The organism is Streptomyces sp. NPDC003016 (genome assembly GCF_053591455.1).
On record NZ_JBSFTV010000029.1, the window covers coordinates 57242 to 82834 of the forward strand.

Consider the following 25593-nt stretch of genomic DNA (forward strand, 5'->3'; position numbering starts at 1 on the left):
GTGCCCCCGGGTACCACGGGCCTCTTCTGTTTCACCTGCGGTTCTCGTATGGTGGAAAACACTTTCCGAAAACAAAATGACCGCATTACCTGCTACCCGCAGGTAGGTGCGACCATCGGAAGGCGTTGCCGGGGCATCAGCCGCGGCCGCGTAGCAATGAAGCTAGGGAAAGCAGAGGAAGTCGGCCATGGCAACGGCGCCCAGCGTCTCGTACTCGATGACGGTCCGGCTGGAGGTCCCCGCGAGCGGGACCGCGGTCAGCCAGCTCACCACGGCCGTGGAGTCCTCCGGCGGGTCGGTGACCGGTCTCGACGTGACCGCCTCCGGCCACGAGAAGCTGCGGATCGACGTCACGATCGCGGCCACCTCGACCGCGCATGCCGACGAGATCGTCGAGGGGCTGCGCGAGATCGAGGGCGTGGTGCTGGGCAAGGTCTCCGACCGTACGTTCCTGATGCACCTCGGCGGCAAGATCGAGATGGCGTCCAAGCACCCCATCCGCAACCGTGACGACCTCTCGATGATCTACACCCCGGGCGTCGCGCGCGTCTGCATGGCGATCGCCGAGAACCCCGAGGACGCCCGCCGCCTCACCATCAAGCGCAACTCCGTCGCCGTGGTGACGGACGGCTCCGCGGTGCTCGGCCTCGGCAACATCGGCCCGATGGCCGCGCTGCCGGTCATGGAGGGCAAGGCCGCCCTCTTCAAGCGCTTCGCGGGCATCGACGCCTGGCCGATCTGCCTGGACACCCAGGACACCGACGAGATCGTCGCGATCGTCAAGGCCATCGCCCCCGGCTTCGCGGGCATCAACCTCGAGGACATCTCCGCGCCCCGCTGCTTCGAGATCGAGGCGCGGCTGCGCGAGGCCCTCGACATCCCCGTGTTCCACGACGACCAGCACGGCACGGCCATCGTGGTGCTCGCCTCGCTGACCAACGCGCTGCGCGTGGTCGGCAAGTCGATCGGCGACGTACGGGTCGTCATGTCCGGCGCGGGCGCGGCCGGTACGGCGATCCTCAAGCTCCTGATCGCCGCGGGCGTCAAGCACGCGGTCGTCGCGGACATCCACGGCGTGGTGCACGCGGCCCGCGAGGACCTCGTCGACGCCGCCCCGGAGTCGGCGCTGCGCTGGATCGCCGACAACACCAACCCGGAGGGCGTCACCGGCACCCTCAAGGAGGCCGTGACCGGCGCGGACGTCTTCATCGGCGTCTCGGCCCCCAACGTCCTGAACGGCGACGACGTCGCGGCGATGGCGGACGGCGCGATCGTGTTCGCGCTCGCGAATCCCGACCCGGAGGTCGAGCCGGCGATCGCCCGTCAGACGGCCGCCGTCGTGGCCACGGGACGCTCGGACTTCCCGAACCAGATCAACAACGTGCTGGTCTTCCCCGGCGTCTTCCGCGGCCTCCTGGACGCCCACTCGCGGACCGTCAACACGGAGATGATGCTGGCCGCGGCCGCCGCCCTCGCGGACGTCGTCACCGAGGACGAGCTCAACGCGAACTACATCATCCCGTCCGTCTTCAACGACAAGGTCGCGGGCGCGGTCGCGGGCGCCGTCCGTACGGCCGCGAAGGCCGCGGGATCCGCTGTGACGGGTTCCACGTCCGTCTGACCCCTCCGGGCCCCCGGGCCCTTCCCGGTGGGATCCGCCCGGCGCGTCGCGGGTCGCGGGCTCCGAGGGACCCCTCTAGGGTGGCGGGCAATGAGCCCGCAGGGTCCCGCGGAGCCTGCGGTCCGCTTCCGGCAGCGGACGGAGCGTCACCAAGACGAGGCCGTGGCGCTTTTCGTGTGACTCCGGAGGGTGCCGGATTGGCTTTCCCGCCGCTGGTGGGGGCAGGATGCGTATTTGGGCGCGAGGGTCTGACGACAGACCCGGGTCCGGGGACTGTCCGAGGGCCCTGGCAGCATCGGCTTCGATCTCACGCCTTACAGGCAAGAAGAACACGGGAGTAACAACATGAACCGCAGTGAGCTGGTGGCCGCCCTGGCCGACCGCGCCGACGTGACCCGCAAGGACGCCGACGCCGTGCTGGCCGCTCTTGCCGAGACCGTCGGTGAGATCGTCGCCAAGGGCGACGAGAAGGTCACCATCCCCGGCTTCCTGACCTTCGAGCGCACCCACCGTGCCGCTCGCACCGCTCGTAACCCGCAGACCGGCGACCCGATCCAGATCCCGGCCGGCTACAGCGTGAAGGTCTCCGCGGGCTCCAAGCTCAAGGAAGCCGCCAAGGGCAAGTAAGACCCAAGGCAGACCCGAAGGGGGCGGTCGTCCGGAACATGCCGGGCGGCCGCCCCCTTCGGCGTACCCGCGCAGGTGTGCTTGTGCACAGGAGCGCCGCTGAGGCCCTTCCGGCGGCCCCGGCGGAGGGGAGGGCCCTCCGGGGCCCGGCGGGGCGCCGTGTCCCCGCAGAAGCCCGGCCGTGGTCCTCGGCCGCCGGCGCCGGCGTCGGCCGGGGCGCCGCCCGGGGTGCGGAACGGGGCCGGGGTACCCGGAGACGAGGTATTTCCGACACATTCCGGACGCGTTCCCGGTCCGGGGGTTTACGCCCCGGGAAAGTGGTGAGGAACGGCTTCGCCGACACCGTGACCCCGTGACCCAGGAGCAGACCGTGCGCGCATCGAACCCGGCCCGGCCGAGCCGTTCCCTCCTTCTGGTGGGCGCCGCGCTGCTGACGGCGACGCTCGCCGCCAGCATCGGGTCGGCCCCGGGCCCGGCCGGCGCGGACGGCCGGGCGTCGAAGGGCGCCTCGGTCTCCGCCGGACAGGACTGAGCACGGCCGAAGGGGCGGCCACCCGGATCATCCGGGTGGCCGCCCCTTCGGCATGGCGCAAACTCTCGGCAAAACCTGAGGCGGAACCTCAGACGAGCGCGCCGCCCGGCAGCTCGACCTTCGCGCCGAGCTCGACCAGCTTGTCCATGAAGTTCTCGTAGCCGCGGTTGATCAGGTCGATGCCGTGGACCCGGGACGTGCCCTGGGCCGCGAGGGCCGCGATCAGGTACGAGAAGCCGCCGCGCAGGTCGGGGATGACCAGATCCGCTCCCTGGAGCTTCGTCGGGCCGCTGACGACCGCCGAGTGCAGGAAGTTGCGCTGGCCGAAGCGGCAGTCCGAGCCGCCCAGGCACTCGCGGTAGAGCTGGATGTGCGCGCCCATCTGGTTCAGCGCGGAGGTGAAGCCCAGGCGCGACTCGTACACCGTCTCGTGGACGATGGACAGGCCGGACGCCTGCGTCAGGGCGACGACCAGCGGCTGCTGCCAGTCGGTCTGGAAACCGGGGTGTACGTCGGTCTCCAGGGCGATCGCGTTGAGCGGGCCGCCCGGGTGCCAGAAGCGGATGCCCTCGTCGTCGATCTCGAAGGCCCCGCCGACCCGGCGGTAGGTGTTGAGGAAGGTCATCATCGAGCGCTGCTGGGCGCCGCGCACGTAGATGTTGCCCTCGGTGGCGAGCGCCGCCGACGCCCAGGAGGCCGCCTCCAGGCGGTCCGGGAGCGCGCGGTGGTTGTAGCCGCCGAGCGAGTCGACACCGGTGATCCGGATGGTCCGGTCGGTGTCCATGGAGATGATCGCGCCCATTTTCTGCAGGACGCAGATGAGGTCCTCGATCTCCGGCTCCACGGCGGCGTTCGACAGCTCGGTGACGCCCTCGGCCAGCACGGCCGTCAGCAGCACCTGCTCCGTCGAGCCGACCGACGGGTACGGCAGCCGGATCTTGCAGCCGCGCAGCCGCTGCGGGGCCTCCAGGTACTGGCCGTCGGCGCGCTTCTCGATCGTCGCGCCGAACTGGCGGAGCACCTCGAAGTGGAAGTCGATCGGCCGGCCGCCGATGTCGCAGCCGCCCAGGCCCGGGATGAAGGCGTGGCCGAGCCGGTGCAGCAGCGGGCCGCAGAACAGGATCGGGATGCGCGAGGATCCCGCGTGCGCGTCGATGTCGGCGACGTTGGCGGACTCGACGTGGGACGGGTCGAGGATCAGCTCGCCCGGTTCCTCGCCGGGGCGGACCGTCACGCCGTGCAGTTGGAGCAGTCCGCGTACAACGCGCACGTCACGGATGTCGGGCACGTTGCGCAGTCGGCTCGGACCGCTGCCGAGGAGCGCGGCGACCATCGCCTTCGGCACCAGGTTCTTCGCGCCGCGGACGCGGATCTCGCCCTCGAGCGGGGTGCCGCCGTGGACGAGCAGTACATCTTCAGTGCCGGTCATGGATCTCGCGTTCCGGAGTTGTCGGACAGGTGGCCAGAGAAAAGAGTAAGGGGCGACTACCCCTGTCCCATAAGGCCAAGCGGGCTTCGCGGGTGTCATGAATCAGACACAACACGCTCCGCACAGCGGTCTCTCCGGAGGGTGACGTTCCGCCGGTGCGCGCCCCCACTGCCGCAGTACGCCCTGAGCTGCGCACGCGTGCGCAGTGCCGTCCGCTCCCCCGGAGGGCCGATGTGCGGGATCATGTCTGCCATGACAGAGGTGTCCTCTCTCACAGGGCGGCTGCTGGTGGCCAGTCCGGCCCTGGCGGACCCGAATTTCGACCGCGCGGTGGTGCTCCTGCTCGACCACGACGAGGAGGGCTCGCTCGGTGTGGTCCTCAACCGCCCGACGCCGGTGGGCGTCGGCGACATCCTGCTGCCCTGGGCGCCCCTGGCGGGCGATCCGGGCGTCGTCTTCCAGGGCGGCCCGGTCTCCCTCGACTCCGCGCTCGGCGTCGCGGTGGTCCCCGGCGACGAGGGTCTTTCCCCCGGCTCCCGGCTGCGCTCGAGCGGGGGAGACCCCGTCGGCTGGCGGCGGGTGCACGGCGCGATCGGCCTGGTCGACCTGGAGGCCCCGCCGGAACTCCTCGCGGCGGCGCTCGGCTCGCTGCGCATCTTCGCCGGGTACTCGGGGTGGGGCCCCGGGCAGCTGGAGGAGGAGCTGAAGACCGGGGCCTGGTACGTCGTGGAGTCGGAGCCCGGCGACGTGTCGTCGCCGGAGCCGGAGGGCCTGTGGCGGGCCGTGCTGCGCAGACAGCGCAGCAGGCTCGCGATGATGGCGACGTACCCGGACGACCCCTCGCTCAACTGACCCGGCGCCGGGGTGGCGGCGCCGGGACGCGCGCCGCATCCGGTGGACGGCCGAAGCTCCCGGGAATCCGCGCGCGTGGGTACCCTTGGACGCCATGAGCACTCTTGAGCCCGAGCCCGAGCGCGGGGCAGGTACGGGGACCCTCGTCGAGCCGACGCCGCAGACCTCGCGCGGCGACGGAGACCACGAGCGGTACGCCCACTACGTCCAGAAGGACAAGATCATGGCGAGCGCACTCGACGGTACGCCCGTCGTGGCGCTCTGCGGCAAGGTCTGGGTCCCGGGCCGTGACCCGAAGAAGTATCCGGTCTGCCCCATGTGCAAGGAGATCTTCGAGGATCTCGGCGCGGGCGGCGGCAAGGACAAGGGCGGCAAGGACAACAGCGGAAAGAAGTAGGACGCGGCAGCGGTAAGCAGGAACAGGGGGACGGCCCCCGCGGTGCGCATCGGCGCGCCGCGGGGGCCGTCCGCGTTGCACGGAGTGCTCGCGCCGGTCACAAGGTGGTGGAGACGGCGCCCAGGTGGTTCAGACCTCTTGTCGGCCCTGTGGGGCTCCCTTTAGCCTCCTGCCTGTTGTGCAGTGCGAAACCGACGTTGCGCATGTTGCAATGCCGACTCACAGGAGTCCCGGATGAAGCTCTCTGCCCGAATCGCCGTGCCGGCAGCCGCACTCGTGCTGGCCGGTCTGACCGCCACCGCCTGCGCCCCGCAGACCTCCGACAACAGCGCGGAGAAGGACGAGAAGAGCGGCACCCTGCGTGTCTGGCTCTTCCAGGAGGTCGGCAACGCGCCCAAGCAGAAGGTCGTCGACCGCGCCGTCGACGCCTTCCGCGCACGGCACGAGGAGGCCGAGGTCGAGGTCGAGTACATACCGGTCGAGACCCGTGCCCAGAAGATCAAGGCCGCCTTCAACGACCCTGAGAGCGCCCCCGACCTCATCGAGTACGGCAACACCGACACCGCCGGCTACGTCAAGGACGGCGGACTCGCCGACATCACCGAGGAGTTCGGCGCCTGGGCCGAGGCCAAGGACGCCGACCCGGCCGCCAGGCAGTCGGTGACGGTCGACGGAAAGGTCTACGGCGCCCCGCTCTTCGTCGGCGTACGCGCCCTGTACTACCGCACCGACGTCTTCGAGGAGCTGGGACTGGAGCCGCCGGAGTCGCAGGCCGAACTCGTCACCGCCGCACAGGAGATCCGCAGAGCGAAACCGGCCATGTACGGGCTCGCGGTCGGCGGCGCGTACACGTACGGCGCGATGCCCTTCATCTGGGCCAACGGCGGCGAACTCGCCGAGGAGAGCGGCGGAACGTACACCTCCGCCATCGACAGCCCCGCGGCCCGCAAGGGCATCAAGGCGTACACCTCCCTCTTCGGCCCCGACAACTGCCCGGCCGCCAAGTGCGCCGAGATGGGCGGCAACGACACCGTCACCGCCTTCGCGTCCGGCAAGGCCGGCATGGCGATCGGCGGCGACTTCAGCCACGCCGCCGTCGAGGCGGGCACGGTGAAGGGCAAGTACGCGGTGGTGCCGCTGCCCGGTGTGAAGGCGGGCGAGATCGCTCCGGCGTTCGCGGGCGGAAACAACCTCGGCGTACTGAAGAGCAGTTCGCACCGCACGCTCGCCGTCGACCTGATGAAGCAGCTGGCCGGGAAGAAGACGCAGGGCGAGCTCTTCGACGCGATGGGCTTCCTGCCGACGTACACCGACGTACGCGAGACGGCGGCCGAGAAGGAGCCGTTCGTCGAGCCCTTCATCGAGACGCTCGCGGCGGGTGCCAAAGCGGCCCCGGCCTCGCCGGGCTGGGCGCAGATCGACTCCTCGCTCGTCCTGCCGACGATGTTCCAGGAGGTCGTCAGCGGCCGCAAGGACGTGGCGGCGGCCTCCGGCGACGCGGCGAGGAAGATGAACGACGCGTTCGGCGCGGCGCGTTGAGCGGTATGAACGCGATCGCACGACGCGGCAGCGGCTGGACGCCGTGGCTCTACCTCGCCCCGGCCCTCGTCGTCCTCGGCGGCCTGCTCGTCTACCCGGTCTACCAGCTCGGCCTGATCTCCTTCCTGGAGTACACCCAGGCGCAGGTCAGCGGCGGTGAGCCGACCACCTTCAAGGGCCTGGGGAACTACACCGCGCTCTTCGGCGACCCGCAGTTCTGGCAGGTGCTCCTGGCGACCGTCGTCTTCGCGGCCGCCTGCGTCCTCGCCACGCTCTCCCTCGGCTGCGCGCTGGCCGTGCTGCTGACGCGCGTACGGGCCGTACCGCGCCTCGCGCTGATGATGGCCGCGCTCGGCGCGTGGGCGACCCCGGCGATCACCGGGTCCACCGTCTGGGTGTTCCTCTTCGACCCGGACTTCGGCCCCGTCAACAAGGTGCTGGGGCTCGGCGACCACTCGTGGACGTACGGGCGCTACAGCGCCTTCGCGCTCGTCCTCCTCGAAGTGGTCTGGTGCTCGTTCCCGTTCGTGATGGTGACCGTCTACGCGGGCATCCGGGCGGTCCCGGCAGAGGTGCTGGAGGCGGCGTCCCTCGACGGGGCCTCGCAGTGGCGGACCTGGCGGTCGGTCACGGCGCCGATGCTGCGGCCGATCCTGGTGGTCGTCACCATCCAGTCGGTCATCTGGGACTTCAAGGTCTTCACCCAGATCTACGTCATGACGAACGGCGGCGGCATCGCCGGCCAGAACCTCGTCCTCAACGTCTACGCCTACCAGAAGGCCTTCGCGTCCTCGCAGTACAGCCTGGGCGCGGCGATCGGCGTCGTGATGCTGCTGATCCTGCTCGCGGTCACCCTCGTGTACCTGCGCCTGCTGCGACGCCAGGGAGAGGAACTATGAGTCCTGTACGCCGCCCCTGGCGCCTCGCCGCCGAGGCGTCCGCGCTGCTGATCGCACTGGCCGTCGCCTTCCCCCTCTACTGGATGGTGCTTTCCGCCTTCAAACCGGCGGGCGAGATCCAGTCGACGGAGGCCAGACCCTGGACGCTCTCTCCCTCACTCGACTCCTTCCGGCGCGTCTTCGAACAGCAGGAATTCGGCCGCTATTTCCTCAACAGCCTGCTGGTCGCATCGGTGGTCGTGATCGCCTCCGCCCTGATCGCCTTTCTCGCGGCGACAGCGGTCACCCGCTTCCGCTTCACCTTCCGCACCACCCTCCTGATCATGTTCCTGGTCGCCCAGATGGTGCCGGTCGAGGCACTGACGATCCCTCTCTTCTTCCTGATGAGGGACTTCGGACAGCTCAATACGCTCGGCTCGCTGATCCTGCCGCACATCGCCTTCTCGCTGCCCTTCGCGGTGTGGATGCTCCGCGGATTCGTGAAGGCCGTTCCCGAGGCGCTGGAAGAGGCGGCGTACATCGACGGCGCGAGCCGTTCCCGTTTCCTGTGGCAGATCCTTTTCCCGCTGGTTTTCCCCGGGCTCGTCGCGACCAGCGTCTTCTCCTTCATCTCGACCTGGAACGACTTCCTCTTCGCCAAGTCCTTCATCATCAGCGACACCTCGCAGTCGACACTTCCGATGGCACTGCTGGTTTTCTTCAAACCGGAGGAGAACGACTGGGGAGGGATCATGGCAGCCTCGACGGTGATGACCGTCCCGGTGCTCGTCTTCTTCGTACTCGTACAGCGACGCCTGGTCTCGGGACTGGGCGGAGCGGTTAAGGACTGACGCCATGCTCGATCTGGTACCGGCTCCCGGAGCCGCCGCCTGGGCGCCCCCCGCCCAGGGCCACTACCCCCTCGGCCACGACACCGCGCTGTTCGCCCACCCCGGCACCGAGGGCGTCGCCCACTGGCTGCGCGCCACGGTCGGCGCCGCCACCGGGCTGCCGCTGGCGGACGGCACCGACGCCGGCCGCGACGGCAACCGCGTCGAGCTGCGGATCGACCCCGACACCGAACGGGAACTCGGCCCCGAGGGCTACCGCCTGGTCGTCGACGGCTACCTCGTCCTCATCGAGGGCGGCGGCCCGGCAGGCGTCTTCTGGGGCGCCCAGACGCTGCGCCAGCTGCTCGGCCCGGACGCCTTCCGGCGCGCGCCCGTCGACCCGGCGCGTCAGTGGTCCGTACCGATGGTGGCCATCGAGGACAGGCCGCGCTTCACCTGGCGCGGCCTGATGCTCGACGTGTCACGCCACTTCATGCCCAGGGACGGCGTACTGCGCTACCTGGACCTGCTCGCCGCGCACAAGCTCAACGTCTTCCACTTCCACCTCACCGACGACCAGGGCTGGCGCATCGAGATCGAGCGCCACCCGAAACTGACGGAGACCGGCGCGTGGCGGCCGCGCACCGCATACGGCCACCGGGCTTCCGGCCTGTGGACGCAGACACCACACGGCGGTTACTACACGCAGGACGACATCCGCGAGATCGTCGCGTACGCGGCGCAGCGGCACATCACCGTCGTCCCCGAGATCGACATTCCGGGCCATTCGCAGGCGGCCATCGCCGCATACCCGGAACTGGGCAATACAGACGTCACCACTGCACCCCTCACCGTCTGGGACACCTGGGGCATCAACCCGAACGTACTCGCCCCCACCGACAACACCCTCCGCTTCTACGAGGGCGTGTTCGAGGAAGTCCTCGGACTCTTCCCCTCCACCTTCATCCACATCGGCGGCGACGAGGTGATGAAGGACCAGTGGAGGCAGTCCCCGGCCGCCCGGGCCCGCATCGAGGAACTCGGCCTGGCCGACGAGGACGAACTCCAGTCCTGGTTCGTCCGCCACTTCGACACCTGGCTCTCCGCTCGCGGCCGCCGCCTCATCGGCTGGGACGAGATCCTCGAAGGCGGCCTCGCGCCGGGAGCCGCCGTCTCCTCCTGGCGCGGCTGCGCGGGCGGCATCGCAGCCGCGAAGGCCGGCCACGACGTCGTCATGTGCCCCGAGCAGCAGGTGTACCTGGACCACCGCCAGCACGACGGCCCGGACGAGCCGATGCCCATCGGCTACGTACGCACCCTGGAGGACGTCTACCGCTTCGAGCCCGTTCCCCCCGGCCTCACCCCCGAAGAGGAACGGCACATCCTGGGCACCCAGGCCAACCTCTGGACCGAGGTGATGGAGAACCAGAGCCGCGTCGACTACCAGGCGTTCCCTCGCCTGGCCGCGTTCGCCGAGGTCGCCTGGGCGGACCTGCCGGCGCCCGCCGAGCGCGACTTCGCCGGTTTCGAGGTGCGAATGACCGCGCACTACCGGCGGCTTGACGCACTGGGGGTCGATTACCGGCCACCGGGCGGCCCGTTGCCCTGGCAGAAGCGCCCGGCCCCCGACGGCGACCACGCCTCTCTCGGACGCCCGATCGAGGGGGCGCCCCCAAACGTGTGAGCCCCGAGGCAAGAAGAGTGCCGCGCCGTGCCGGGCCTGGGACCGTTGGGGGCCCGGCTCGGCATACGTCGTAAGTCGCACGAGAGTCGCTGAAGAGTGGCAATTCGCACTCACCGCCAATGGAGTACGAAAGCGGGCGAATGCCCTGGTCGGGGACGAGGGGTTCCTAGTGGACCCTCGCGTCGGACGGTTCGCAGGATGTGCCAGAGTTGCCTCGTCCGGGCTGTGAGCACGTACGGTACGGCGCAACAGGCGGGACAGCCGGGACACCGGGAAGGGGCAGCTGGGTTGACCACGCACGCACCGCGGACGGCGCAGTCCGTGACGCTCCCGGCCTCGCTCGACGAGGCCGTGGCGGCACTCACCGCCATGCCTGCCGCCGTGCCCGTCGCGGGCGGTACGGACCTGATGGCATCCGTGAACTCCGGGCAGCTGCGGCCCGCGGCCCTGGTCGGGCTCGGCCGGATCAGCGAGATCAAGGGCTGGCAGTACCAGGACGGGAACGCGCTGCTCGGCGCCGGTCTCACGCACGCCCGGATGGGACGGCCCGACTTCGCGGCCCTCATCCCGGCGCTCGCCGCGGCCGCGCGCGCCGCGGGACCGCCCCAGATCCGCAACGCGGGAACGCTCGGCGGCAACATCGTCACCGCCGCGCCCACCGGCGACACCCTGCCCGTACTGGCCGCGGTGGAAGCGACGCTGGTGATCGCGGGGCCGGGCGGCGCACGCCGCGAGACCCCCGTCTCCCACCTCCTCGCCGGCCGCGACATGCTGGGCGCGGGCGAGTTGATCGGGTTCGTGCGCGTACCGCTGCTGCACGCCCCGCAGGTCTTCGTCAAGGCCACCGGCCGGACCGGCCCCGGCCGCGCGACCGCGTCCGTCGCCCTGGTCCTCGACCCGGCGCGGCGCGAGGTGCGGTGCGCGGTGGGAGCCATCGCGCCGATGCCGCTGCGGCCCCTGGAGGCGGAGGCATGGATCGCCTCGCTGATCGAGTGGGACGCGGACCGCAAGCTGGCGCCGGAGGCGTGCGCCGCGTTCGGCGAGTACGTGGCCGCCGCCTGCATCCCGGACCCGGCGGACGGGAGCGAGGCAGTACTGCCACCCGCCGTACTGCACCTGCGGCGCACCGTCGCCGCGCTGGCCCGACGAGCGCTGGGGAGGGCACTGTCGTGAGCGAGAACGAGAACCCCGGGGGGGCTCCGCACCCCGGCACCTGGCAGCCGACCCCGCAGGGCGGCGAGTACGACGCCGACGCCACGGCGTTCGTGCAGCTGCCCGAGGGCATGGCGGACTTCGGCGACCCGCTGGCGGCGCCCGGACACGACTACGTGCCGCCTCACATCACCCCGCAGGCCCCGGGGGAGAACGGCACATGGGCCGTACCGTCAGCACCGGGCGAGATGCGGTGGCCGGAGCCCGAGGGCACGGGCGCGCCCGCGCACGACCCGGGGGCCACGGGCCAGTGGAACTTCGACACGGCCCCGGCGCCCACGCCCCCGGTCGCGTCCGAACTCACGGGCCAGTGGACGGTCCCGGTGGCCGACGGCGACCTCCCGGACGAGTCGGGCGAGTCGGGCGAGTTCACGATGTCGGCACTGGCGTCCCAGTGGGACGGCGCGCACCCTTCGGCCACCCTGCCGGGCGGGGCGCCGGCCCCCTGGGCGACCACGGCCGACGCCGGTCCGTGGACGGCCCCCGAGCCGACGCGCGACTTCGAGCCCCACCCGCCGCAGGAGGACGCGCCCGCCCCCGCGTCGCATGCCGCGGTGCCGGGAGGGGACGCGCCGGGGCGCTCCCCGCAGGGCGTCGAACACAACCACCCCGAACACACCGGCGTACCCGAACGTCCGGCGCCCGAGGAGACGTCCCGGCGCGGCACCGACCCCGAGACCCCCGGCACCGCACCCGAACCCGCGGCCCCCCCGGAAGACGCCCACAGCGAGCCCGCCCACAGCGAGCACCCCCACGCCTCCTACGTCCTGCACGTGAACGGCGCCGACCGCCCCGTCACCGACGCCTGGATCGGCGAGTCCCTCCTGTACGTCCTGCGCGAGCGCCTCGGCCTCGCCGGTGCCAAGGACGGCTGCTCCCAGGGCGAGTGCGGCGCCTGCGCCGTCCAGGTCGACGGCCGCCTCGTCGCCTCCTGCCTCGTCCCCGCCGCCACCACCGCCGGCAGCGAGGTCCGTACGGTCGAGGGCCTGGCCGCCGACGGCCGGCCGTCCGACGTCCAGCGGGCCCTCGCCAACTGCGGCGCGGTCCAGTGCGGTTTCTGCGTACCCGGCATGGCCATGACCGTCCACGACCTGCTCGAAGGCAACCACGCCCCCACGGAGCTGGAGACCCGCCAGGCGCTCTGCGGCAACCTCTGCCGCTGCTCCGGCTACCGGGGCGTGCTCGAAGCCGTGCGCGAGGTCGTCGCCGAGCGCGAGGCGACCGCCGCGGCCGAGGAAGCCCGCATCCCGCACCAGGCGCCCCCCGGCGCGGGCGGCGTCCAGCAGCCCCACCCGCACGAGCACCCGCACGACGGAGGCATGGCGTGAGCAACGACGCGGCCACCGCGACCGGCGCACCGGCGGTCGACGGCACCCGGACCGAGCCGCCCACCCACGGCATCGGCGCTTCCCTTCCCCCGGCCGACGCGCGCGCGAAGACGGAGGGCACGTTCCCGTACGCGGCCGACCTGTGGGCCGAGGGACTGCTCTGGGCGGCGGTCCTGCGCTCCCCGCACGCCCACGCCCGGATCGTCTCGGTCGACACCTCCGCCGCATCCGAAATGCCCGGTGTACGGGCGGTGGTCACCCACGCGGACGTGCCGGGCGACTCCGCGCACGGCCGCAGCGTCGCCGACCGCCCCGTCTTCGCCTCCGACCTGGTCCGCCACCACGGCGAGGCGATCGCCGCGGTGGCCGCCGACCACCCCGACACGGCCCGCCTGGCCGCCGCCGCCATCGCGGTCGAGTACGAGATCCTCGAACCGGTCACCGACCCGGAACAGGCCTTCGCGGCCGACCCCCTCCACCCCGACGGCAACCTCATCCGCCACATCCCCCTCAGCTTCGGCGACCCGGAGGTCACGGGCGAGGTGATCGTGGAGGGCCTGTACCGCATCGGCCGCCAGGACCCGGCGCCCATCGGGGCCGAGGCCGGCCTGGCCGTCCCGCGCCCCGACGGCGGCGTGGAGATCTACACGGCGTCCACCGACCCGCACACCGACCGCGACCGCGCCGCCGCCTGCTTCGGCCTGGAGCAGGAGCGCGTGAAGGTCGTCGTCACGGGCGTCCCGGGCGCCACCGGCGACCGCGAGGACGGCAGCTTCCAGATCCCGCTGGGCCTCCTCGCGCTCAGGACCGGCTGCCCGGTCAAGCTGGCCGCCACCCGTGAGGAGTCCTTCCTCGGCCACGCCCACCGCCACCCGACGCTCCTGCGCTACCGCCACCACGCGGACGCCGAGGGCCGCCTGGTGAAGGTCGAGGCGCAGATCCTCCTGGACGCGGGCGCGTACGCCGACGCCTCCTCCGAATCCCTCGCGGCGGCGGTGTCCTTCGCCTGCGGCCCGTACGTCGTGCCGCACGCCTTCATCGAGGGCTGGGCGGTCCGTACGAACAACCCCCCGTCCGGCCACGTCCGCGGCGAAGGCGCCCTCCAGGTGTGCGCGGCGTACGAGGGCCAGATGGACAAGCTCGCGGCGAAGCTGGGCATCGACCCGGCGGAACTGCGCCTGCGCAACGTCCTGGCCACCGGCGACCTGCTGCCCACCGGCCAGACGGTGACCTGCCCGGCCCCCGTGGCCGAACTCCTCAGATCCGTACGCGACTACCCCCTCCCCGCCCTCCCCAAGGACACCCCCCGGGACGAGTGGCTGCTGCCGGGCGGCCCGGAGGGCGCAGGCGATCCCGCCGCCGTGCGCCGCGGGGTCGGCTACGCGGTCGGCATGGTGCACATGCTGGGCGCGGAGGGCACCGACGAGGTCTCCACCGCCACGGTGAAGGTCCACGACGGCGTGGCCACGGTCATCTGCGCGGCGGTCGAGACCGGCCAGGGCTTCACCACGCTCGCGCGCCAGATCGTCCAGGAGGTCCTGGGCGTCGAAGAGGTCCACGTGGCGTCGGTCGACACGGACCAGCCCCCGGCGGGCCCCGCGACGCACGGCCGCCACACGTGGGTGTCGGGCGGGGCGGTGGAACGCGCGGCGAAGATGGTCCGCACCCAACTCCTCCAGCCGCTGGCCCACAAATTCGGCATGTCGACGGAGCTCCTGCAGATCGCCGACGGCAAGATCACCTCGTACGACGGGGTCCTCTCCACCACGGTGATGGAGGCGATGGAGGGCAAGGAGCTCTGGGCCACGGCCCAGTGCCGCCCCCACCCCACCGAACCGCTCGACGACACGGGCCAGGGTGACGCCTTCGTGGGGCTGGCCTTCTGCGCGATCCGCGCGATCGTGGACGTGGACATCGAGCTGGGCTCGATCCGGGTGGTGGAGATGGCGGTGGCCCAGGACGTGGGCCGCGTCCTCAACCCGGCCCAGCTGGCCACCCGCATCGAGGCGGGCGTCACGCAGGGCGTGGGCGCGGCCCTGACGGAGAACCTCCGCACCCCGCGGGGCCTGATCCGTCACCCCGACCTCACCCACTACGCGCTCCCGACGTCCCTGGACACCCCGGACATCCGCATCGTGAAGCTGGTGGAGGAGCGCGACGTGGTCGCCCCCTTCGGCGCGAAGCCGGTCAGCGCGGTCCCGGTGGTCACGTCCCCGGCGGCGGTCGCCTCGGCGGTCCGGGCGGCCACCGGCCGCCCGGTCAACCGCCTGCCGATCCGCCCCCAGGCGGCGGTCGTCGTACCCGGTCCGTAGCCGGGCGGACCGGGTGAGCCACGCGATTCCCGGTGGCGCCCGAACGCCCTGCCACTAGGGTCGGTCCATGGACGAAGCACGCGGTCCCGCCGGCATCCTGGTCACCGGTGCCATGGCCGCGGGCAGGTCGACCGTCGCGCAGGCGCTCGCCGAGCGCCTGCCGCGCGCCGCCCACGTGCGCGGCGACGCCTTCCGCCGGATGATCGTCTCCGGGCGCGAGGAGACGCTGCCCGAGGCGGGCGAAGAGGCCCTGGCCCAGCTCCGGCTGCGCTACCGCCGGTCGGCCTCCGTCGCCGACGCGTACGCGCGCAGCGGCTGGACCGCGGTCGTGCAGGACGTGGTGGGCGAGCAGCTGGCGGCGTACGTCCGGCTCGTACGCACCCGCCCCCTGCACGTCGTGGTGCTCGTCCCCCGGCCGGGAAGCGGTGGCCGCCCGTGAGGCGGGGCGGGCGAAGACCGGTTACAGGGCGGGCTGGACCGTGGAGGGCCTGGACCGGGTGCTGCGCGAGGAGACGGAGCGGATCGGACTGTGGCTGGACACCGCCCGGCAGACCCCGGAGGCGACGGTCGGGGAGATCCTCGCGCGACTGCACGAGAGCGAGGTGGCGCCGTGAGCGCCGTCGCGCCCGGGGGCGGCGCGCGAACGGGTGCGCGCGGCCCTTGCCCGCGGGCAGTGGTCCGGGCCACCATCGACCGCGACCGCCGCACGGCCGGCGGCTGACGAACGACACCGGCGACCCGAGAGCGTGAGGGCTTCCATGAGCGACGTGCGTACGGCGACGGGTGCGGGCAGCGGCGCGGGCACCGGCACGGGTATGACCCGGCGGCGGTTCGGCGTGCTGGCCGGTGCCGGTGTCGCCGCGCTGGCGGTGCCCGGGAGCGCGCAGGCCGCCCAGGCGACGCGCCGCGCCTATCTCGGTACGTACACCACCCAGCCCGGCGGCGGCACCGGCATCGGGCTCGTCTCCTACCGGCCGCGCGGTGGGCAACTGACCTCCACCGGGGTGCTCGCAGGCGTGCAGAATCCCTCCTTCCTCACGCTCTCGCCCGACCGCCGCACCCTCTACGCCGTCGACGAGCGCGCCGAGGGCGCCGTCACCGCCGTGCGCGTCGGGGCCGGGGCGCCCGAGGTGCTGGGGCGCGCCCGCGCCACCGGCGGCGCCGACCCCTGCCACCTCTCCGTGCATCCCGGCGGGCGGTTCCTGCTGACCGCGAACTACACCGGCGGGAGCGTGTCCGTACACCCCGTCGGGCGCGACGGCGTGCTCGGGGAAGCCACCGACGTCGTACAGCACACCGGGTCCGGACCCGATCCCGAGCGGCAGGAGGGCCCGCACGCGCACATGGTGGTCACCGATCCCGCCGGGCGGTACGTCGTCGCGGTCGACCTGGGCACGGACTCCGTCCACACCTACCGGCTCGACCCGCGCACCGGCCGGCTGGAGGAGCGCGGACGCGCCGCGACGAGGCCGGGCGCCGGGCCGCGGCACCTCGCCTTCCACCCCCGAGGCCGGCACGCGTACGTCGTCAACGAGCTGGACAGCACGCTCGTCGTGTGCGGCTACGACCCGCTCGGCGGAACCCTGACCCCCGGCACCCCGCAGCCGACGCTCCCGCCCGGCACCGAGCTCACCGGGCGCAACTACCCGGCGGGGGTGCTGGTCTCCCCCGACGGGCGGTTCGTCTACGTCTCCAACCGGGGGCACGACAGCATCGCCGCCTTCGCCGTCGAGTGCGGCGGCGCGGCGCTGCGGCCGCTGTCCCTCACGCCGTCCGGAGGCGCGTACCCCCGGCACATCGCGCTCGACCCGTCCGGCACGCTGCTGTTCGCCGCCAACCAGAAGTCCGGCACGGTCGCCGCCTTCCGCGTGGACCGGGCGACGGGGCGGCTCGCGCCGGCGGGCGCGGCGCTGGCGGCGCCGGTTCCGGTGTGCGTACTGCCGGTGTAGTGCGGGGCCCGGACGTGGAGGCCGTGATCGGAATCGAACCGACGTTACTTGCTTTGCAGGCAAGTCCCTGAGCCACTCGGGTACACGGCCGTGTGCTGACGTCATGACCGTAGGGCGGCGGAGGAGGAGCCTTCAAGGGATCGGCCCGGGACGCAACGCGACTGCCATGCTCCGTTCACGAACCGCCGCCGGTCGTACGACCGAAGGCCGAGCGCCCGCCCGTCCAGCGACAGGGTTCATTCAGCACTGAGCCTCTTACTCTGGGCGGATGACCGCCCTGGAGCCGCGCGACGCCGAGGTCGCGCCCGAAGCCGACGCGACACCCGGTATACCCGGCACCCCCAGCATGTCCGGCATGCCTGGTGTACCGGCAGACGAAAGCGGCATACTCGCCACCGCGCACCGCGCGCTCAGCCTCGGCGTCATCGCCGTCGTCCTGCTCATCGCCTTCGAGGCGACCGCCGTCGGCACGGCCATGCCCGTCGCGGCCCGCGAGCTGAACGGCGTCTCCCTCTACGCCTTCGCCTTCTCCTCCTACTTCACGACCAGCCTCTTCGCCATGGTCCTGTCCGGCCAGTGGGCCGACCGGAACGGCCCCCTCGCTCCGCTCGCCACCGGCATCAGCGCCTTCGGGGCCGGCCTGCTGCTGTCCGGCACGGCCGACGCGATGTGGCTGTTCATCCTCGGCCGGGCCGTCCAGGGCCTCGGCGGCGGACTCGTGATCGTCGCCCTGTACGTCGTCGTCGGCCGCGCCTACCCGGCGCGCCTCCAGCCCGCGATCCTGGCCGCGTTCGCCGCGAGCTGGGTCGTGCCCTCCGTCGTGGGCCCGCTCGTGTCCGGGACGGTCACCGAACACCTCGGCTGGCGCTGGGTCTTCGTCGGCATCCCCGTCCTGGTCGTCTTCCCGCTCGCCATCGCCCTGCCCGCGATCCGCCGCACGGCGGCCGGCCCCGCCGACGCGGGGGCCCCCGTTCCGGCCTTCGACCGCCGCCGGATCCGGCTCGCGCTCGGCATCTCGCTGGGCGCGGGGCTGCTCCAGTACGCCGGACAGGCTGCGTCTGTTCAAGGCGCGCGGTGGCTCTCGCTGCTCCCGGCGGCGGTGGGCGGCGCGCTGCTCGTGCCGGCCGTCCTGGGGCTGCTGCCGCGCGGCACCTACCGGGCGGCGCGCGGGCTGCCCTCGGTGGTGCTGCTGCGCGGGGTCGCGGCCGGGTCGTTCATCGCGGCGGAGTCCTTCGTACCGCTGATGCTGGTCACCCAGCGCGGGCTGTCCCCGACGGCGGCCGGGCTCTCGCTCGCGGTCGGCGGTGCGACGTGGGCGCTCGGTTCGTACGTACAGTCGCGGCCGCGCGTGGAGCCGTACCGGGAGCGGATGGTGTCCGGGGGCATGGTCCTGGTCGCCGCGGCGATCGCGACCGCGCCCAGCGTGCTGATCACCGCCGTCCCGGTGTGGGTGGTCGCGGTCGCCTGGGGCGTCGGCTGCTTCGGCATGGGCACGGTCATCGCCTCGACCAGCGTGCTCCTGCTCAAGCTCTCGGCCCCCAAGGATGCGGGCGCCAACTCCGCCGCCCTCCAGATATCGGACGGCCTCTCCAACGTCATGCTCCTCGCGGTCGGCGGCGCGGTCTTCGCGGCCCTGGGCGGCGGCGCGGTCGGCCACACGGTGGATTCCGCCGCCTCCGCCTCCCACCCGGCGGCCTTCGCGGCGGTGTTCCTGCCGATGGCGGGGGTGGCGCTGGTGGGGGCGTGGGTGGCGACCAGGCTGCGCACCCAGCAGCCGTAGCACCGCGTGGTACTACGCGGTACCATATGCCTCATGGCTGGTCTGAATCTGCGGTTCACCGAGGAAGAGCTGGACGCCCTGCGCGAGCGTGCCGAGGCGGAAGGCCGGAGTATGCAGTCGTTCGCCCACGATGCGGTGATCACTGCCATAAACGAACACTCTCGGCTCTTCAACGAGGCAGCCGACCATGTGCTGAACGTCAGCGCGGAGCTGAACCGACGGCTCGCCTGATGCAGTACCTGACGTTGCCCGAGCTCCTGAACCTCGCGGGGCGTCTGGGAGCCAGCGAAGTGCGCGACTACGGGCTGCTCGATTCGGCCCTGGCCCGCCCGCAGGCGAGCGTGTTCGGCCAGGACGCGTACCCCGACGTATGGCAGAAGGCCGCAGCGCTCATGGAGTCGTCGGCGCGCAACCACGCCCTCATTGACGGCAACAAGCGGATTGCCTGGTACGCCGCCTGGGTCTTCCTGCAGATGAACGGGCACAAGCTGCGCGCGGGGTTCGATGTGGATGCGGCGGAGCAGTTCGTCCTGGACGTGTGCCAGGGAGAGCTGGACATGCCGCAGATCGCCAAGGAACTTCCGCGCTTCGCGGAGTGAAGCACCGCCGCCGTCGCGGACGGGGTGCGCGCCCTGGTGTGAGGTGGGTCCCAACAGGGAGCGGCCCGGGGCGTTCAGCCGGATCGCAACCGCGCCGCCGGTAAGGTGGCCCGGTTGTCGTACGTGCCCCATGTGACCCCGAGAGCCCACCCGTCGCCCGCCGCCACCCTGCCCGACGCGCTGGGCGCGGCCCCTAGGATTCCGCCGGAGACCGTGACTACTACCGCCTCCCACCACCTCTCACCCGCCTTCCCCGGCCGCGCCCCCTGGGGCACCGCCAACAAGCTGCGCGCCTGGCAGCAGGGGGCGCTGGAGAAGTACATCCAGGACCAGCCGCGCGACTTCCTCGCGGTCGCCACCCCCGGCGCGGGCAAGACGACCTTCGCGCTGACGCTCGCCTCGTGGCTGCTGCACCACCACGTCGTACAGCAGATCACCGTCGTCGCGCCGACCGAGCACCTCAAGAAGCAGTGGGCGGAGGCCGCCGCCCGGATAGGCATCAAGCTCGACCCCGACTACAGCGCCGGTCCGCTCAGCAAGGAGTACCACGGGGTCGCCGTCACCTATGCCGGTGTCGGCGTGCGCCCCATGCTCCACCGCAACCGCTGCGAGCAGCGCAAGACACTGGTGATCCTCGACGAGATCCACCACGCCGGTGACTCGAAGTCCTGGGGCGAGGCGTGCCAGGAGGCGTTCGACCCGGCGACCCGGCGTCTCGCCCTGACCGGCACGCCCTTCCGCTCCGACACCAACCCCATCCCCTTCGTCGCGTACGAAGAGGGAAACGACGGCATCCGGCGCTCCTCCGCCGACTACACCTACGGCTACGGCAACGCCCTGGCCGACGGTGTCGTGCGGCCCGTCATCTTCCTCTCCTACAGCGGCAACATGCGCTGGCGCACCAAGGCCGGTGACGAGATCGCCGCCCGGCTCGGCGAGCCGATGACCAGGGACGCCATCGGGCAGGCATGGCGCACGGCGCTCGCGCCGACGGGGGAGTGGATCCCGAACGTCCTCGCGGCCGCCGACAAGCGGCTGACCGAAGTACGCAAGGGCATCCCGGACGCCGGCGGGCTCGTCATCGCCACCGACCAGGACAGTGCCCGCGAGTACGCCAAGATCCTGAAGAGGATCACCGGCGACCGGCCGACCGTCGTCCTGTCCGACGAGAAGGCCGCCTCGAAGAAGATCGACCAGTTCAGCGCGGACGACTCCCGCTGGATGGTCGCGGTCCGCATGGTGTCGGAAGGCGTCGACGTACCGCGCCTGGCGGTCGGCGTGTACGCGACGACGATCTCCACGCCGCTCTTCTTCGCCCAGGCCGTCGGGCGCTTCGTACGATCGCGCAGGCGCGGCGAGACCGCGTCCGTGTTCGTTCCCACGATTCCGATGCTCCTCGAGTTCGCCAACGAGATGGAGGTCGAGCGGGACCACGTCCTCGACAAGCCCAAGAAGGGCGGCGAGGACGAGAACCCGTTCGCCGAGGAGGACAAGCTCCTCGCCGACGCCGAGAAGCCGGAGGACGAGGAGACCGAGGAGCAGCTGCCCTTCGAGGCCCTGGAGTCCGACGCCGTCTTCGACCGGGTGCTGTACGACGGCGCGGAGTTCGGCATGCAGGCCCACCCCGGGAGCGAGGAGGAGCAGGACTACCTCGGCATCCCCGGGCTGCTGGAGCCCGACCAGGTGCAGCTCCTCCTCCAGAAGCGCCAGACCCGGCAGATCGCGCACAGCCGCCAGAAGCCGGCCGCGGAGGCCGACCTGCTGGAGAAGCCGGCCGAGGCGCGTCCCGTGGTAACGCACAAACAGCTGCTGGAGCTGCGCAAGTCGCTCAACACGATGGTCGGCGCGTACGTCCACCAGAGCGGCAAGCCGCACGGCGTCATCCACACCGAGCTGCGCAGGGTCTGCGGTGGTCCGCCGAGCGCCGAGGCCACGGCCGGGCAGCTCCAGGACCGGATCAAGAAGGTCCAGGAGTGGGCCACCCGCATGCGGTGACGCCTGCCGGGACGCCTCGTGGGGCGTCTGCCGGGAAGTGACGCGCGGGGCCCGGAGACGCTTCTCCGGGCCCCGTCCGTTCCGAGGGGCGGGACTCTTCGGCCCGGGGAGAACGCAGATTCGGGTCGAATGCGGATCAACTCATCTTCCGCGCCCGGATTCTGGACGAGGTCTTCCGCTGAGCGGAGTCGATCGCTACCTTTCCCGCAACGCATACGCCCCGTGGCAGAGCCGCCGCGGAGCGCAGCCGGTGCCATGGCCTGCCGGCGGCCTCTGCGCGCGACGCCGACGGGACCGGCGGCGCACCCGTCGAAGAGCCGTCGCACTCACCACAGAGGAGTGGGCGTCGTGACCGCGGAAACTTCCCAGACGCTCGACCGGGGACTACGTGTCCTCAAACTGCTTGCCGACACCGATCACGGTCTGACCGTCACCGAGCTCTCCAACAAACTCGGTGTGAACCGCACGGTCGTCTACCGCCTGCTCGCCACCCTCGAGCAGCACGCGCTGATACGCCGCGACCTGGGCGGCCGCGCCCGCGTCGGCCTCGGCGTGCTCCGCCTGGGCCGGCAGGTCCATCCGCTCGTACGGGAAGCCGCGCTGCCCGCGCTGCGTTCCCTCGCCGAGGACATAGGGGCCACGGCGCACCTGACGCTGGTCGACGGCGCCGAGGCCCTCGCGGTCGCGGTCGTCGAGCCGACGTGGACCGACTACCACGTGGCGTACCGCACGGGGTTCCGTCACCCCCTCGACCGGGGGGCGGCCGGCCGGGCCATCCTCGCCGCCCGCCAGGGCGCCCTGGAGGACGGCGGCTTCACCCTCACCCACGGCGAACTGGAGGCCGGTGCCAGTGGCGCGGCGGCGCCCCTGGTCGGCATCACCGGACTGGAGGGCAGTGTCGGCGTCGTCATGCTCGCCGACTCCGTTCCCGAGCGGGTGGGACCGCGCGTGGTCGACGCCGCCCGTGAGGTCGCCGACGCGCTGAGGTGAGGGGGCGCGGGGTGTGAGGGGTGGACAGGGTGCGAGGGGTGCACGGGGGAGAGGGGCGCGCGCCCATTAGATTGGGGACGTGCTCTCACGTCTCTCCCGCCCCCGTGTCCTCGCCCTTTGCGGGGCCCCCGCGCTCGCGCTCTTCGCCGTGGCCGCCTTCGCGCCGCTGCCCTACGTCCTCGCGCAGCCCGGCAGCACCGCGAACGTGCTCGGTGAGGACAAGGGCGAACCGGTGATCACCATCACCGGCGCGCCGGTGCGCGAGACCACCGGAGAGCTGCTGATGACGACGATCGTGGCGACGGGGCCGTCCGTCGACATCGACCTGGGGCAGGTCGTCGACGCGTGGTTCAGGACCGACCGGGCCGTCATGCCCAAGGAGGCGGTCTACCCGACCGGCGACACCGACGCCGAGATCGAGAAGCACAACGCCGCGGAGATGGAGCAGTCGCAGGAGACCGCCGTCGACGCGGCGCTCGGCTACCTCGGCAAGAGCCCCGACCAGGTGAAGGTGGACCTCAACCTCGCCGACATCGGCGGCCCCAGCGCCGGGCTGCTCTTCTCCCTCGGCATCGTCGACAAGCTGGACGGCGACGGCTCGGGCGGCGGCCTCACCGGCGGCCGCACCATCGCCGGTACGGGCACGATCACCTCCGACGGCGACGTGGGCCCGGTCGGCGGCGTACCGCTCAAGACGCAGGCGGCCCGGCGCGACGGGGCGACGGTCTTCCTCGTACCGGAGGAGGAGTGCGCGCAGGCCCGGGCCGAGAAGCCCGAGGGGCTGCGCCTGGTGCCCGTCACGACGCTGAAGGACGCGGTGCGGGCGCTGGTGGCGCTGGAGAAGAGGAGCGGGAAGGTTCCGAGCTGCTAGCGGGCGGCCGTACGGGCTGTACGGGCCCTGTGGGCTGTACGTCGTCCATCGTCCGCCAGGACGGGAAGACCGCCGGGCTCAGTGTCGCCAGGAAGTACGCCCCGCCGAACACCAGCAGCGCCGTCACGAGCCCCGCCTCCTCGACCAGCAGCCCCGCCGCGAGGCCGCCCAGCGGCATGGTCAGCTCGCAGCCGGCCGTGGTCACGCCCCCGACGCGGCTGCGCAGCTCCTGGGGGACGCGTTCGTACGTCACCGTCGTCAGGATCGGGTTGAGCATCCCGGCGGCCAGACCGCCCGCCGCCATCGTCACGGCCAGCGCCGCCGTCCCGTCCACCAGCGCGGCGACGGCGAAGCGCGGCAGCCCGCAGAGCAGGAACGCGACGGTGAAGACCACCCGGCGCGGGAAGCGCTCGCCGACCGCCCCGTAGAGCAGCGCGCCGAGCAGCGCCGCCCCGCCGAAGGTCGCGGCGAGCATGCCCAGGACGGCCGCGCCGCCCGGATCGCCCTTGACGTGGACGGGCAGGAGGACCGAACTCCAGCCCTGGTCCAGGCCGTTGGTGAGCATCACCATCAGGACCACGGCCAGCAGGAGGCGGTGGCGCAGGAGGAAGACGTACCCCTCGCGCAGTTCCGTGCGGTACGTCGTGAACGACACCGGCGCCGCCTTCTGCGGCTCGGCCGCCCGTAGGCCCCGCACCCCCGCCGCGACCAGCAGCGCCGACACCGCGAACGTCGCCGCGTCGAGCAGCAGCACCGCCTCGGCGCCGAGCAGCGCGATCAGTACGCCCGCGAGCGCGGCCCCGATCATGCGGGCCCCGCGCGAGACGCCCTCGAAGAGGCCGGCGGCGCGAGTGAGGGTGGTGCCGGCGTGGGCGGCGAGGTCGGGGAGGAGGACGTAACGGGCCGTCGTGCCGGGCGTGTGGGCGAGGCCGCCGACCGCCATCAGCGCGCACAGCATCCAGAACTCCAGCGCGCCGGCGTAGTGCAGCAGCGGAATCGCGCCGACGGCGAGGCCGCACACCAGGTCGGAGGCGACGGAGACCCGGCGGCGGCCGATCCGGTCGATGAAGGGGCCGCCGACGAGCGCGGCGACGACGACCGGCAGCGTCGCGCAGAAGGCGACGACGCCGGCCCGGGCGGCGCTGCCCGTGGTGTCGAGCACGAACCACGGGACGCCGATCATGGTGAGCGAAGTGCCCGCCGTGGAGACGGTGTTGGCGGCCAGGACGGCCGCGAACGGTCTCTTCCGCCCCTGCGCCTTCACGCGGTACGGGCGGGCCGGGCGGCGGGCTGCTGGGCGAGGCGCAGGCCCAGCTCGACCATGGTCCAGCCGAGGCGGGCGCGCAGGGGGCGACGCGGCGCGGGGCGGGGGGCGCGGGTGTACTCGGCGGCCCGGGTGCGCAGTTCGGCGGCGCGCTGGTGGTGGAGCCGGAGGTGTATGTCGGGGTGCATGGCGGGCGGTTCCCTTCGGTCCGTGGGGCCGGTCTGCGGGGTCGGTCCGTGGGGTCAGTCCGTGGGGCGGCGGGGGAAGGAGTGCGTGTGCAGGCGGACCTGGGCGGAGCCTTCGTCGGACAGTCCGTAGTAGCTGTTGATGAGCGCGTGGATCTTCTCGTTCAGCTCCTTCAGCTGCTCAGGGGTGAGCTGGAGCGTGAAGTCGCTCAGGTCCGAGGTGCCGGCCCACTCCTCGGGCCATTCGCGCGCGGTGCCGAGCCAGGTGCTGACCTCCTGGGTGTGGATGTTGGCGATCTCGTGCATGAAGAGGTCGGCGGCCCCGCGCACGGCGGGGTCGGGGCTGTCGTGCAACTCCCTGCTGAAGGTGGTCCCTTCCTGCGCCGCCCTCCACCACCGCTCGCGTCCCTTGCCGCGCTCCGGGTCGTCCTCGACGAAGCCGTGGGCGGCGAGCTGGCGCAGGTGGTAGCTGGTGGCGCCGCTGGACTCGCCCAGCCGCTGGGCGAGTTGGGAGGCGGTGGCGGGCCCGTCGTGGCGCAGGGACTTCAACAGCTGGATGCGCAGGGGGTGGGCGAGCCCGCGCAGCGAACGGGCGTCCAGCACACGGGTGTCGGGCTCCGGGGGTGCGGGGGTGCCGGGCTGCTCGGGCTCTTGGGGCATGCCTTCACCCTAGGCTTGCAAAGAAGCCTTTGCAAGCACTCCGTTGCAATATCCTCTTT

Annotated in this window: 23 protein-coding genes, 1 tRNA gene and 1 pseudogene; 20 read left to right on the plus strand and 5 right to left on the minus strand. The window is 72.2% G+C overall.

Features of this window, described 5'->3' with window-relative positions:
* Positions 1 to 187 precede the first annotated feature (187 nt).
* From ACWDZ4_RS24035 to ACWDZ4_RS24045, 3 genes are all read left to right on the plus strand, one after another.
* Complete coding sequence (locus ACWDZ4_RS24035; protein ID WP_451510452.1) at positions 188 to 1621, plus strand: malic enzyme-like NAD(P)-binding protein; 1434 nt, start codon at positions 188 to 190, stop codon at positions 1619 to 1621.
* 345 nt (positions 1622 to 1966) lie between these two features.
* Positions 1967 to 2248 carry an HU family DNA-binding protein gene (locus ACWDZ4_RS24040; RefSeq protein WP_028815325.1) on the plus strand — a complete coding sequence of 94 codons (282 nt, stop codon included), beginning with the start codon at positions 1967 to 1969 and terminating at the stop codon, positions 2246 to 2248.
* A gap of 352 nt (positions 2249 to 2600) precedes the next feature.
* On the plus strand, positions 2601 to 2780 hold the full coding sequence (locus ACWDZ4_RS24045) for a hypothetical protein (protein WP_451510453.1): 180 nt from the start codon (positions 2601 to 2603) through the stop codon (positions 2778 to 2780).
* A gap of 88 nt (positions 2781 to 2868) precedes the next feature.
* On the opposite strand, the gene murA is transcribed toward ACWDZ4_RS24045, so the two are convergent.
* Positions 2869 to 4209, minus strand: a complete 1341-nt coding sequence (gene murA, locus ACWDZ4_RS24050; RefSeq protein ID WP_451510454.1) for a UDP-N-acetylglucosamine 1-carboxyvinyltransferase — start codon at positions 4207 to 4209, stop codon at positions 2869 to 2871.
* Between the two features lie 252 nt (positions 4210 to 4461).
* Here murA and ACWDZ4_RS24055 point away from each other — a divergent pair, with 252 nt between their 5' ends.
* The 11 genes and pseudogenes from ACWDZ4_RS24055 (at position 4462) to ACWDZ4_RS24105 (ending at position 17190) form a co-directional block, all read left to right on the plus strand.
* Positions 4462 to 5061: a YqgE/AlgH family protein gene (locus ACWDZ4_RS24055; protein ID WP_451510455.1), complete on the plus strand. Its 600-nt coding sequence runs from the start codon at positions 4462 to 4464 to the stop codon at positions 5059 to 5061.
* 94 nt (positions 5062 to 5155) lie between these two features.
* A complete protein-coding gene (locus ACWDZ4_RS24060; protein WP_093800630.1) occupies positions 5156 to 5458 on the plus strand; it encodes a DUF3039 domain-containing protein in 303 nt (100 codons plus the stop codon).
* Between the two features lie 234 nt (positions 5459 to 5692).
* Positions 5693 to 6997, plus strand: a complete 1305-nt coding sequence (locus tag ACWDZ4_RS24065) for an extracellular solute-binding protein (RefSeq protein WP_451510456.1) — start codon at positions 5693 to 5695, stop codon at positions 6995 to 6997.
* Between the two features lie 5 nt (positions 6998 to 7002).
* Complete coding sequence (locus ACWDZ4_RS24070) at positions 7003 to 7896, plus strand: carbohydrate ABC transporter permease (RefSeq protein WP_451510457.1); 894 nt, start codon at positions 7003 to 7005, stop codon at positions 7894 to 7896.
* Positions 7893 to 8726, plus strand: a complete 834-nt coding sequence (locus ACWDZ4_RS24075; RefSeq protein WP_451510458.1) for a carbohydrate ABC transporter permease — start codon at positions 7893 to 7895, stop codon at positions 8724 to 8726. The genes ACWDZ4_RS24070 and ACWDZ4_RS24075 overlap by 4 nt, the downstream gene beginning before the upstream one ends.
* Positions 8727 to 8730: 4 nt before the next feature.
* Entirely contained in the window at positions 8731 to 10389 is a 1659-nt protein-coding gene (locus ACWDZ4_RS24080; RefSeq protein WP_451510459.1) for a beta-N-acetylhexosaminidase, read from the plus strand.
* Between the two features lie 288 nt (positions 10390 to 10677).
* Positions 10678 to 11562, plus strand: coding sequence for an FAD binding domain-containing protein (locus ACWDZ4_RS24085; protein ID WP_451510460.1), 885 nt, complete (start codon positions 10678 to 10680; stop codon positions 11560 to 11562).
* Positions 11559 to 12929: a 2Fe-2S iron-sulfur cluster-binding protein gene (locus ACWDZ4_RS24090; RefSeq protein ID WP_451510461.1), complete on the plus strand. Its 1371-nt coding sequence runs from the start codon at positions 11559 to 11561 to the stop codon at positions 12927 to 12929. The genes ACWDZ4_RS24085 and ACWDZ4_RS24090 overlap by 4 nt, the downstream gene beginning before the upstream one ends.
* The gene (locus ACWDZ4_RS24095) at positions 12926 to 15241 is read left to right on the plus strand and encodes a xanthine dehydrogenase family protein molybdopterin-binding subunit (protein WP_451510462.1); all 2316 of its coding nucleotides are present in this window, start codon (positions 12926 to 12928) and stop codon (positions 15239 to 15241) included. Before ACWDZ4_RS24090 ends, ACWDZ4_RS24095 begins: the two co-directional genes overlap by 4 nt.
* A 67-nt stretch (positions 15242 to 15308) precedes the next feature.
* A pseudogene (locus tag ACWDZ4_RS24100) lies at positions 15309 to 15855 on the plus strand (AAA family ATPase).
* 144 nt (positions 15856 to 15999) lie between these two features.
* The gene (locus ACWDZ4_RS24105; RefSeq protein WP_451510463.1) at positions 16000 to 17190 is read left to right on the plus strand and encodes a lactonase family protein; all 1191 of its coding nucleotides are present in this window, start codon (positions 16000 to 16002) and stop codon (positions 17188 to 17190) included.
* 15 nt (positions 17191 to 17205) lie between these two features.
* On the opposite strand, the gene ACWDZ4_RS24110 is transcribed toward ACWDZ4_RS24105, so the two are convergent.
* Positions 17206 to 17280, minus strand: a tRNA-Cys gene (locus ACWDZ4_RS24110).
* 178 nt (positions 17281 to 17458) lie between these two features.
* Here ACWDZ4_RS24110 and ACWDZ4_RS24115 point away from each other — a divergent pair.
* From ACWDZ4_RS24115 to ACWDZ4_RS24140, 6 genes are all read left to right on the plus strand, one after another.
* Positions 17459 to 18970: an MFS transporter gene (locus ACWDZ4_RS24115; RefSeq protein ID WP_451510464.1), complete on the plus strand. Its 1512-nt coding sequence runs from the start codon at positions 17459 to 17461 to the stop codon at positions 18968 to 18970.
* Between the two features lie 33 nt (positions 18971 to 19003).
* Positions 19004 to 19201, plus strand: a complete 198-nt coding sequence (locus ACWDZ4_RS24120) for an Arc family DNA-binding protein (RefSeq protein WP_451510465.1) — start codon at positions 19004 to 19006, stop codon at positions 19199 to 19201.
* On the plus strand, positions 19201 to 19569 hold the full coding sequence (locus ACWDZ4_RS24125; protein ID WP_451510466.1) for a type II toxin-antitoxin system death-on-curing family toxin: 369 nt from the start codon (positions 19201 to 19203) through the stop codon (positions 19567 to 19569). Before ACWDZ4_RS24120 ends, ACWDZ4_RS24125 begins: the two co-directional genes overlap by 1 nt.
* A 213-nt stretch (positions 19570 to 19782) precedes the next feature.
* A complete protein-coding gene (locus tag ACWDZ4_RS24130) occupies positions 19783 to 21564 on the plus strand; it encodes a DEAD/DEAH box helicase (RefSeq protein ID WP_451510467.1) in 1782 nt (593 codons plus the stop codon).
* Between the two features lie 348 nt (positions 21565 to 21912).
* The gene (locus tag ACWDZ4_RS24135) at positions 21913 to 22554 is read left to right on the plus strand and encodes an IclR family transcriptional regulator (RefSeq protein ID WP_344497732.1); all 642 of its coding nucleotides are present in this window, start codon (positions 21913 to 21915) and stop codon (positions 22552 to 22554) included.
* A gap of 79 nt (positions 22555 to 22633) precedes the next feature.
* A complete protein-coding gene (locus ACWDZ4_RS24140) occupies positions 22634 to 23425 on the plus strand; it encodes a S16 family serine protease (RefSeq protein WP_451510468.1) in 792 nt (263 codons plus the stop codon).
* Here ACWDZ4_RS24140 and ACWDZ4_RS24145 read toward each other — a convergent pair.
* The 3 genes from ACWDZ4_RS24145 to ACWDZ4_RS24155 are packed head-to-tail and all read right to left on the minus strand — an operon-like array spanning position 23352 to position 25534.
* Positions 23352 to 24689, minus strand: coding sequence for an MFS transporter (locus tag ACWDZ4_RS24145; protein ID WP_451510469.1), 1338 nt, complete (start codon positions 24687 to 24689; stop codon positions 23352 to 23354). The genes ACWDZ4_RS24140 and ACWDZ4_RS24145 overlap by 74 nt on opposite strands.
* The gene (locus tag ACWDZ4_RS24150; RefSeq protein ID WP_451510470.1) at positions 24686 to 24877 is read right to left on the minus strand and encodes a hypothetical protein; all 192 of its coding nucleotides are present in this window, start codon (positions 24875 to 24877) and stop codon (positions 24686 to 24688) included. The genes ACWDZ4_RS24145 and ACWDZ4_RS24150 overlap by 4 nt, the downstream gene beginning before the upstream one ends.
* 54 nt (positions 24878 to 24931) lie before the next feature.
* Positions 24932 to 25534, minus strand: a complete 603-nt coding sequence (locus ACWDZ4_RS24155) for an ArsR/SmtB family transcription factor (RefSeq protein WP_451510471.1) — start codon at positions 25532 to 25534, stop codon at positions 24932 to 24934.
* Between the last annotated feature and the right edge of the window lie 59 nt (positions 25535 to 25593).

Coding starts and splice junctions, on each gene's coding strand:
- ACWDZ4_RS24035 (WP_451510452.1), top strand. CDS start 188: ATGGCAACGGCGCCCAGCGTCTCGTACTCGATGACGGTCCGGCTGGAG.
- murA (WP_451510454.1), bottom strand. CDS start 4,209: ATGACCGGCACTGAAGATGTACTGCTCGTCCACGGCGGCACCCCGCTC.
- ACWDZ4_RS24120 (WP_451510465.1), top strand. CDS start 19,004: ATGGCTGGTCTGAATCTGCGGTTCACCGAGGAAGAGCTGGACGCCCTG.
- ACWDZ4_RS24080 (WP_451510459.1), top strand. CDS start 8,731: ATGCTCGATCTGGTACCGGCTCCCGGAGCCGCCGCCTGGGCGCCCCCC.
- ACWDZ4_RS24065 (WP_451510456.1), top strand. CDS start 5,693: ATGAAGCTCTCTGCCCGAATCGCCGTGCCGGCAGCCGCACTCGTGCTG.
- ACWDZ4_RS24125 (WP_451510466.1), top strand. CDS start 19,201: ATGCAGTACCTGACGTTGCCCGAGCTCCTGAACCTCGCGGGGCGTCTG.
- ACWDZ4_RS24070 (WP_451510457.1), top strand. CDS start 7,003: ATGAACGCGATCGCACGACGCGGCAGCGGCTGGACGCCGTGGCTCTAC.
- ACWDZ4_RS24075 (WP_451510458.1), top strand. CDS start 7,893: ATGAGTCCTGTACGCCGCCCCTGGCGCCTCGCCGCCGAGGCGTCCGCG.
- ACWDZ4_RS24115 (WP_451510464.1), top strand. CDS start 17,459: ATGACCGCCCTGGAGCCGCGCGACGCCGAGGTCGCGCCCGAAGCCGAC.
- ACWDZ4_RS24105 (WP_451510463.1), top strand. CDS start 16,000: ATGAGCGACGTGCGTACGGCGACGGGTGCGGGCAGCGGCGCGGGCACC.
- ACWDZ4_RS24150 (WP_451510470.1), bottom strand. CDS start 24,877: ATGCACCCCGACATACACCTCCGGCTCCACCACCAGCGCGCCGCCGAA.
- ACWDZ4_RS24040 (WP_028815325.1), top strand. CDS start 1,967: ATGAACCGCAGTGAGCTGGTGGCCGCCCTGGCCGACCGCGCCGACGTG.
- ACWDZ4_RS24155 (WP_451510471.1), bottom strand. CDS start 25,534: ATGCCCCAAGAGCCCGAGCAGCCCGGCACCCCCGCACCCCCGGAGCCC.
- ACWDZ4_RS24060 (WP_093800630.1), top strand. CDS start 5,156: ATGAGCACTCTTGAGCCCGAGCCCGAGCGCGGGGCAGGTACGGGGACC.
- ACWDZ4_RS24055 (WP_451510455.1), top strand. CDS start 4,462: ATGACAGAGGTGTCCTCTCTCACAGGGCGGCTGCTGGTGGCCAGTCCG.